The sequence below is a fragment of the Nostoc sp. ChiQUE02 genome (genome assembly GCF_034531305.2).
Taxonomy (GTDB): domain Bacteria; phylum Cyanobacteriota; class Cyanobacteriia; order Cyanobacteriales; family Nostocaceae; genus Nostoc.
In genome coordinates this window covers 21,147-29,626 of the sequence record NZ_JAVRBN020000059.1, presented here as the reverse complement: position 1 = coordinate 29,626, position 8,480 = coordinate 21,147, and the positions used below count along the sequence as shown (strand labels likewise).

Below are 8,480 nucleotides of genomic sequence, written 5' to 3'. Positions count from 1 at the left end.
TGGTGACTCCAGGCATTTTCGCTCGTTCATATTTATTCCTTAATTATTTCTATCATTTTTTTCGTGAAATGGTATTAGCGGCATTTTCGTCGCGTCCATTAATCGACTGACAAGTGGGACAACGCCACTCTCTAACTGACAAATCTAAACTATCTAGAATATGTCCACAGTTGGAACAAGTTTTACCCCTCTTTCAAGAAACACATTCGGTGGGGTGGGAAATAGGAATGAGTTCTAAGCCAAGAGCCTGAGCTTTTTGCTTGAGGTGTTTGAGCATCAGTTGCTGGTATTTTTGCTCATAATAGTCCATAAGTGTGTAACTGCTGCAACCATTGGCAATCGTTGACATCTGTTTTGCGTCCTGGCACAGTTTTGACATAGTGAGCATTTACCAGTTTTACTTCTAGACCTTTAGCTTCCAAAATCTGGAATACTGGAATCCAATAGACTCCTGTTGCCTCCATTGTTACTGTCCTGACTCTACACTCAATTAACCAATCAGCCATTGCCGTCAAATCTGGGGTAAAGCAACCAAACCGCCGCACGTTTTTTTCGGCCCTATCTGTGGGAACGCATACCCAATGTTCTGCACCACCCAAGTCGATACCTGCGGCATTCTGGTTAATTTGTTCCAGATGTGAATCGGTTTTTTCTTTCTTTATAGGCTGATTATTTTCTTGGTTTGGCGACAATTTCATCTAGCTATCACCCTGGTATGATTATTGATGTATGTCCTGACCTGGGGATGGATTCATAGATAATCTTTCAAACGGGATAGGAAACTTTTCCTTCACCAATGTCATAGCCATCAAGCCCCAGAACCATGCTCTTAATCAGGCTCAACACACTATTGTGGGTTCGGTTTTAACTGTCAGGATAATTATCAATGTAACCTTTGATTACTCGCCTCAAACTAGTTTCTTTCATTCAAAGCGGGTGGCAGTGCCGCCAGTGCGTCTGCTCCTAAGAAACAAGGCAGAAGGCAGAAGGGAAGACGAGTTGACTTGTTTCTTCCATCCATAACGGAAGCGAGCGCGTCCGTAAACAGCTTCTGTCACTTTCCGGAATAAGCAAGTAGTAAAGAAGCTAAATCATCCAGAAGCATAACAGGGTTTAAATTGATTCATGGCTGCAATTAAATGATTGAATCCCAGTAATAACTGTGAATTAGGGAAAATATCGAGCCAGGGATAAATCAACCAAAATAGTAAGAGTGGTTGACGATTAGAGGCAGATTATTTAAAACATTTTTCAGGATTTTCTTTTTTATTCTTTTATCCAGAATACCCGGAAAGTGACAGAAGCGGAGTATATCTTAAGTTTAGTTTAATTATAATTAAACTAAACATTAACTCAAAACTAGAAGTTAACCATGACAAAGCTTTTAGTCATTATTTTAGATAAATATTCATGTTTATTTCCTTTTTTAAGTATACTTTTGGCATACTAGGTACTGAAGAACCATAAAAATTTATGTAATTTCATAAAATATTAGTGTCGTAGTAAGAAAAATTGGGTTCGCAATTAATCCATTCTGTTTCAATTTCAGCTTGTAATTCTTGGCAAAACCTATCTAAAGGTAAGTCATTGATATCGTAACCAAAAGGATTTTCAATTTCTACTCCAATATCTTCTATTCCCAGAAGTGCAAAACTAATAATTCCTACGGTCGGGATAGTGAACCAATCTAGTGCCTGTACAAATTGAAAAGGTAAAGCAAAACAATATAACAGTAATAAATGTTTTAAATGAATTGAATAAGATCTAGGTAGCGGTGTATCTAAAATTCGCTGGCAGTCACCAATTAGCATGGTTATTTGGTCTAAACTACGATTTAATTCAATAAAGGACCTGTTGCAAATCATGTTAGATATATCGGCTCTTTCATCAAAAAGTTGTCCGAAATATTCGGCAATTAGATTAATAATTTTTAAGGGTATATTATTAACTACCTTTAATTGCCGACGCTGCTCTTGAGTAATTATTTCTTGAAAAGTAGCATCATCGATATTTTGATTTCTTAGATGTGATTTAATGGCGATTATTAATAGTCCAACTAATCGAATATTAGATATTTTTCTTCTCAAATGTTCAGGATTATTTACTGGTACAATTACCCAAATATTTCGGCATAGAATCCGGCTAGCACTGAGCAAGTTATACCAGATTTTACAACCTTCCCAAAATCTTTCATAAGCTGTATTAGTTCTAAAAACCAGTAAAAGCCCAAGGACGACTCCAGGGATTAAACCAGCTAGAGTAGGTTGATTGACGGCAAATCCCTTATGATAGGCGATCGCAATTATCAAGGCAAATATCATAGTAGCTAGTACTCGTCGCCAAATGGCATGAATCACTGAACTTCTTAAATCAATTGCTAAATCTAACCACGTTGATCTCCTGATGAGTTTCATTTTCCCTCGACTTCCTATACGTAATTTACCTATTATTTGCCAGTCATGCCACATGAAGCAAAAGGACTGGCTTCATCTTAAAGTTGTGTTTATGCCGCTAGATGTTAGCTTAATCGGATCTGGGGCATTGCATATTTGCGCGATGATTTTAGATCGTGTCCCGAATTAATTGTGAGAAAAAACCTCACCCCCTACCCCTTTTCTTACAAGGCTACGGTGTACACACAAGTTATCCAATTATATGAGTCTGTCGAATTACCCACCCTAACCCTCCTCGTATGTATTGGGGAGGGAACTAAATTTTCTTGTTTCCCCTCAATGCATCGGGGGGATTAAGGGAGGTAAAACCCCGATCTCAAAAGCAACTACGATTTGTGTGTACACAGTAGCCTTATTGAGAGGGTATAAGAAGGCTTTATAAGGTTAATGGAAATTATTAGTAATCATCTGGACTTGATATTACTGGTTTTGTTGGATGACATCTTGCTCATCTTTTTTATTGGACTTTGCTCCATCCTAATTAATCAGTAATACTGGATTTAGAATTAAGCTTACCTAAAATTACACCCAATTGCACAGCAAGTATTCCAACTATCATACTGCCTAACCAATAAACTAAAGCTATTGTTGTATTATCTTTATCTATTTGGGTAAAAGTCTCTAATCCGTAAGTCGAAAAAGTGGTATAAGCACCACAAAAACCAGTGGCGATCGCTAACCGGATTTCCGGTGAGAGGGTTTTAAATTTTTGCTCGTTTAAGGTGTAAAACAAAGCAATGATAAAACACCCAGTGACATTAATAAAAAATGTACCATAGTAGGAAAAATCTTTTCCAAAACTTGCTTTGGTCAATTCAGTTATAAAGTAGCGTCCTAAAGCACCAGGAATCGCACCTAAAGCGATTGCCATGACAGTGCGAATAAAAGTATTTTGCATTCTTAAAATCCTTTGTAATTTGAAAATTGAATAGAGATTGGTATTTTTGTTTCAGCAAATCGTTATGAGCCGACAATTAGCTGTGCCAAATCCCGACCTAATATAATACCAACTACCGCTAACATCGCACTGCCTGCCCAGTAAAAAATGGTGGCTCCTTGCTTACCATTACGCCACAGCGTCAATGTATCGTATCCGTAGGTTGAGAAGGTTGTATAAGCACCCAAAAAACCAGTTCTTACTAGCAAATCTATCTCAGGTGGCAATCCTTTAATTCCCTTAAACAAGGTAAAGAAAAAGCCCATTAGTAAACAGCCTGTGAAATTGATAATAAAAGTGCCGTAAGGAAAGTTCGTACCTATGGCTCTTTTACAAAATTCAGTCACGTAATAACGACTCACCGCCCCAGGAATTGCACCGATCGCGATCGCAAGTACACCAAACAAAGTAACATTTTGCAGCAATTAATACACTCCTTAGCTAGTTATATTCACTGTTACGTAATTCAATTCATGAAAATTGATAACCATCAAATATCAGGGTAATAGGACAAATCCGTAACGTCTAATGCTTTATGAGCATCACACTTATAACTTTTAGGCATACCCCATAAAATCATGGAATTACGGCATTTTTAGATATTTGGTGGGCGCGTCCTGTCCTCCAGCTACATATTCACAACTTGTATGTATTAAGTCTTTTAAGCAAAAACTCTGAAAACGCTCTGTACCCTCTGCTATATTCAAGTTAACTAAGCGCCATCAAACTTACTCATCTAGATATAAAACGCGATTGCTGATTCTTGCATCTCTTCGTATAGCAGTCATGCGAACAACCGTGCGTTTTTGTAAAAGTTTTTCGCCGCTTATTCACTCTCCAAAAAGACGGCACCGAGATTAGGTGCAGCTAAATCTATCCCTCCGTTCGTTCCAGTGTTCGTAGGAAAACAAGAATTAGCGACATTCAGTAGTGTTGTGGGAGTGCAAGTAACATCAGGAGCAAACAGTGAATAGCCGTAGACCTTTTGCCCTGGTGATACCAGTTCGTCGGTACGAATCAGAATACCTCCTAAAACTTGGTTCGGTGGAATAGTGAGTGCAGGGTTTATCGGAATTCCACGATTATTATTGGCAGCATTGTTCAGGAAATAATATTGTGGAATCGGGTCTTGCAGTGGTGTTTTGCCCCAGGTGGAAGCTGCTATCACGTAAATTGGCCCGTAGGAAGTTGGATTTCCGCGTCTATCCACACTTGTAATCGCCGCAATACCAAAACCATCGTGTCCAGTAGGTAATCCGCGCTCGAAGACGGTAAAGCCAATTTTCTTATTTGCCTTCACTGGTCTAAGAAGTACGAAGTCAAGTCGCTCAATGCTAGCGTTACCGTTGTAAGGTGTGCCAGCTAAATTTGCACCTGTATTAGTAAAAACGTTATCTGGCCCTGCCAAGATATTATTGATACTAAACAACGTTCTCTCAGGAAGTGGGCCTAAACTTAAAAAGTTAAAAGTATTAGAGGAAGAGTCAAAACTGCCTTGATAGTAAGCTAGCTTTCTGCCATCTGTAGCAGGGTTACGGCGAATCTCTACAAAAGCAGGAATGGATCTAAGCGTTGTGCTGCCCCCTGCGGTTGTCAATTCTGTAATAGATTGAATTTGCCCTCCAAAGTTGAGAGTAAAAGTACTACCTGCAAACTCGCTGTCACCTGCAACGTTGTTAATAGATATAGTAGGAAACGAAACAGTATCAGTAGCGATCGAGGTAATATCTTGCCCGATTACCTGAGCTTGTGCAGAGGTAAAGCACAAAAAAGGAGCGAGCATTGAACCCAACCAAAAACTAGGTTGAATGCTTGGGCGAAAACGAATAGGATTGCACCCAATCTTAGGTATAAAAGAGTATTGCATGACACAGCTCGCTTTAGTAGCTAAATATTTTCCTGGCGGAAGTCCTGAAGACGAAGTAGTTAAAGTTTCAGAACAGGATATTTCATCAGAAATTCAAATTCTTCCTGAAAGTTGATGCCTTTTGCAAATATATGCACAGACTCAAAATCAAAATTTTCTTCACTTCAAGAACTTAGAAACAATTGCTAATTGCTAGATGTTATTAGTTGCGGGACATTTTGATTTAGTCTCCTGATTTAGCCTTCGTTTCAAAGCAAAACCAAAACCGCTAGCAGCAAGTGCTAGTACACTGATTGCTGAAGAAGGTTCAGGGACAGCTGTTGCCTTAATGCTAGTTGTGTCGCCTAAAAAAGTATATTTGTCAGTAGTTCTGTCATACAAAAAGAGATTGTAATTAGTGCTACCAGGTGCAACAGATGTACCCCTTGGATCGACGTTATTGCCGATAAAGTAGTACGGATTTTGGCTAGGGGTCTCCGTGCTGACATTTAATGCTGGAAGATTATTAGTTAGAGAACTATCATAATCTAAACGCAAATATGCATTAGTTGAGATGCCATTGCTAACCCCAGTACCACTTTGAAGAAGTTTATTAGTAGAGTCGAAAATCGATAAGGACGTAGATTGTAAAAATTGAGTTGTAAATGGAACCGATGGAAAGTTTGGATTAATTTCCGAGAAAGAAGCTGGAGTCCCACTTTTAGTTGTAAAAGAACCTTTGGCTGAATATCCATTGCTAAATTTCGCGTTGAATGCGAAATCGGCAGCTTGAGCGGATGAGACTGCAAACACAAAGGGAATGGATGAACAAGTCACCATCGCAAGCAACACTTTTTGAAGTTTCATGAATCACACCTCGAATTATTGAATTAACGCGATTTTGCTAAAAATCTCCAGAATGCCTGTTCTTCCGTTAAATTCAGGAGTCAGAATCTAAGGCTTTTGATTTCTTAATTTACGGAAGAATTAGGGTTTTAACTTATTTTGAAAGTACTGCCTAACTTCTCTTTTAGGCAAAGTTTGTACTAACGTAAGTTTGTGTAAAGTTGCTACCAAAACGCCGTATTCTACCAAATTCTTCAAGTTTTTCTAGTCTAGTAGTGTCTACCTTTTTTTATAACTCTTTCACCTTGAAGATTAATAACGGTATTAAAATCGGTTTGAGTCCACCCGTATTTATCACCATTATCGTAGACTACACCACTATAATTAGCAGTTGTCCCATCACTTCTTTTCAAGATTGCAGTCACGCTGCAATCGCTATTTACTTTGTATGTACCTTCAGTGGGCACGTTAGTTATCACATTTCCTGCAAGACTTCTAACCAGAATAGTACCTGTAATATTTCCCATTCCATCAAAGGTAGATAAAACAGTTAAGGCATAGGTGTTACCATTTAGATACCCGCTTCCTTGTGTTTGATATGCACCAAACAAACTTCTATTTGAGCAAACTTTTTCAGCTTTTGCTTGTTGAGTATTCACATACATTGAAGTACCAAATACTGACATAAATAACAACACAAAAGTTGTTACAAATTTGAAATTTTTCATTCTTGAAGCCTTTGTAGTAAAAATTAAAAATTTCCTAATTAAGCACTCGTGAGAGATTAGAGCGATCGCACAATTGTCTGCAAACGTTTAGGAAAAGGAGAGGAGATAAGGGAATTCCAGAAATGAAATTATCTAACTTTGAGAGTGAAAAAAATGAGCAGATTCTTTCTCTTCTGCTTCCTCTACCTCCCCAGCCTACACAAGTCTTAATGGATGATGATGTTGTTGCGACCTCGATTGGCGATCGCTTTACCTGCATTTTTGCTGATGTTACTCTTGGTGACGATAAGCGTGTTGCCATCGCTGCCTTCACTGATTTCAATACCATCCTCACCATTGCCAGTGATAGTGGCACCTGTCACAACAGCCTTGTTTTTGTCCCCATTAAAGTCAATGCCATCACCCGGATTATTGTTGCTGGTGATATCAGTGATTGTCAAGGTGTTGTTGCTGCCATCAATTTCGAGTCCATCTTCGATTTCAATTGCGGCACCGACACCATTACCACTCAAGTCTACTTTCTTGAGGGTGACGAAGTTGCGATCGCTATTAATATCCAACCCATCGCCTGTGTTGCCTTTGATTGAGGCATCTGTCAGGTTGAGAACATTGTCATTGCTGCCTTCGCTGATTTCGATGCCATCTTCACCATTGCCTAAAATAGTGAGTTTGGAGGCAGTCACTTTGTTCTTGCTGCCGTTGAAGTCAATACCATCGCCTGGATTGTTGTTGATGGTTGCATCAGTGATTGTTATTGTGTTGTTGCTGCCATCAATTTCGAGTCCATCTTCGATTTCAACTGCGGCACCGACACCATTACCACTCAAGTCTACTTTCTTGAGAGTGACGAAGTTGCGATCGCTATTAATATCCAACCCATCGCCTGTGTTGCCTTTGAGGTCGGTCTTGGCAATGGTCAGCGAGTTATTGCCGCCGTCATCAAAGCTGATTCCATCGCCAGTGTTGCCAGTAAAGCTGCTATCACTGACTGTGAGGGTACTGTGACTAGCATCAATTTCAATGCCATTATCACCATTGTTAACGATATTTGAGCCAGAAATATTCAGCTTGTTGCCATTACCATTAAAGTCAATGCCGTCATCAGAATTGTTGATGAAAGACGAATTCTTAACCGTAACGGTACTATTGTTGCCGTTGATATCAATACCATCCTGTCCGTTATTGCGGAAAAGGCTGTCTGTGACCGTTAGGTTAACACCACTACCCACACTAATGCTGTCCTTACTATCGGCTAAGGTCAAGCCGTCGATTGCAACATTTGCACTGTTGATGAACAGATTATTGAAAGCTGAATCACCGCTGATGGTTAAATTTTGCGCTCCCAATCCCTTGATAACTAAGTCGTCTAGAATATCTAGCTGGTGGGTCAACTTAATTGTTGAACCTTCTGCCAAATCAAACTCGATTGTGTTGCTTCCAATCAAAGCGTTAGCACCGATAACTGCTTCCCGGAAAGTTGTCAGACCATCATGGGAATTAACTACGTCCGAAAGACTATTCACAACGAAGCTATTAGTTTCCAAACCAGAAGATGTATCACTCGTTATATCTAGCATGAGTTAAGTTCTCTATTAAGTTTACTATTTTTGTAATCAAGGCTTTTTAGCAAAAACAATACAAAAAGCCTCAAGCTGTAGCTAGGAAGTAGC

At 39.2% G+C, this 8,480-nt stretch carries 8 protein-coding genes and 3 pseudogenes; all 11 read right to left on the bottom strand.

Annotated elements, in window-relative coordinates:
• Positions 1-52: 52 nt before the first annotated feature.
• Positions 53-184: pseudogene (locus tag RM347_RS31835) on the bottom strand (zinc ribbon domain-containing protein); the annotation flags it as partial.
• A gap of 115 nt (positions 185-299) precedes the next feature.
• Positions 300-698, bottom strand: a pseudogene (locus RM347_RS31830) (IS110 family transposase); the annotation flags it as partial.
• Positions 699-923: 225 nt separating this feature from the next.
• Entirely contained in the window at positions 924-1,058 is a 135-nt protein-coding gene (locus tag RM347_RS31825; RefSeq protein ID WP_322720675.1) for a hypothetical protein, read from the bottom strand.
• Positions 1,059-1,091: 33 nt separating this feature from the next.
• Positions 1,092-1,252, bottom strand: a pseudogene (locus RM347_RS31820) (IS701 family transposase); the annotation flags it as partial.
• 229 nt (positions 1,253-1,481) lie between these two features.
• Complete coding sequence (locus RM347_RS31815; protein ID WP_322720676.1) at positions 1,482-2,468, bottom strand: bestrophin family protein; 987 nt, start codon at positions 2,466-2,468, stop codon at positions 1,482-1,484.
• A 466-nt stretch (positions 2,469-2,934) separates the two neighbouring features.
• Positions 2,935-3,351 carry a fluoride efflux transporter CrcB gene (crcB, locus tag RM347_RS31810; protein ID WP_322720677.1) on the bottom strand — a complete coding sequence of 139 codons (417 nt, stop codon included), beginning with the start codon at positions 3,349-3,351 and terminating at the stop codon, positions 2,935-2,937.
• Positions 3,352-3,413: 62 nt separating this feature from the next.
• A complete protein-coding gene (gene crcB, locus RM347_RS31805; RefSeq protein ID WP_322720678.1) occupies positions 3,414-3,815 on the bottom strand; it encodes a fluoride efflux transporter CrcB in 402 nt (133 codons plus the stop codon).
• 401 nt (positions 3,816-4,216) lie between these two features.
• Positions 4,217-5,173, bottom strand: a complete 957-nt coding sequence (locus RM347_RS31800; RefSeq protein WP_322720679.1) for a hypothetical protein — start codon at positions 5,171-5,173, stop codon at positions 4,217-4,219.
• 276 nt (positions 5,174-5,449) lie between these two features.
• Positions 5,450-6,103, bottom strand: coding sequence for a PEP-CTERM sorting domain-containing protein (locus RM347_RS31795; RefSeq protein ID WP_322720681.1), 654 nt, complete (start codon positions 6,101-6,103; stop codon positions 5,450-5,452).
• A gap of 248 nt (positions 6,104-6,351) precedes the next feature.
• Positions 6,352-6,810: a hypothetical protein gene (locus tag RM347_RS31790; RefSeq protein WP_322720682.1), complete on the bottom strand. Its 459-nt coding sequence runs from the start codon at positions 6,808-6,810 to the stop codon at positions 6,352-6,354.
• A 206-nt stretch (positions 6,811-7,016) separates the two neighbouring features.
• The gene (locus tag RM347_RS31785) at positions 7,017-8,387 is read right to left on the bottom strand and encodes a right-handed parallel beta-helix repeat-containing protein (protein ID WP_322720683.1); all 1,371 of its coding nucleotides are present in this window, start codon (positions 8,385-8,387) and stop codon (positions 7,017-7,019) included.
• Positions 8,388-8,480 lie beyond the last annotated feature (93 nt).

Bases quoted from the DNA above. Each gene is read 5' to 3' on its own strand.
- RM347_RS31800 (WP_322720679.1), bottom strand. From the start codon at position 5,173: ATGCTCGCTCCTTTTTTGTGCTTTACCTCTGCACAAGCTCAGGTAATC.
- RM347_RS31815 (WP_322720676.1), bottom strand. From the start codon at position 2,468: ATGTGGCATGACTGGCAAATAATAGGTAAATTACGTATAGGAAGTCGA.
- crcB (WP_322720677.1), bottom strand. From the start codon at position 3,351: ATGCAAAATACTTTTATTCGCACTGTCATGGCAATCGCTTTAGGTGCG.
- RM347_RS31790 (WP_322720682.1), bottom strand. From the start codon at position 6,810: ATGAAAAATTTCAAATTTGTAACAACTTTTGTGTTGTTATTTATGTCA.
- RM347_RS31785 (WP_322720683.1), bottom strand. From the start codon at position 8,387: ATGCTAGATATAACGAGTGATACATCTTCTGGTTTGGAAACTAATAGC.
- RM347_RS31795 (WP_322720681.1), bottom strand. From the start codon at position 6,103: ATGAAACTTCAAAAAGTGTTGCTTGCGATGGTGACTTGTTCATCCATT.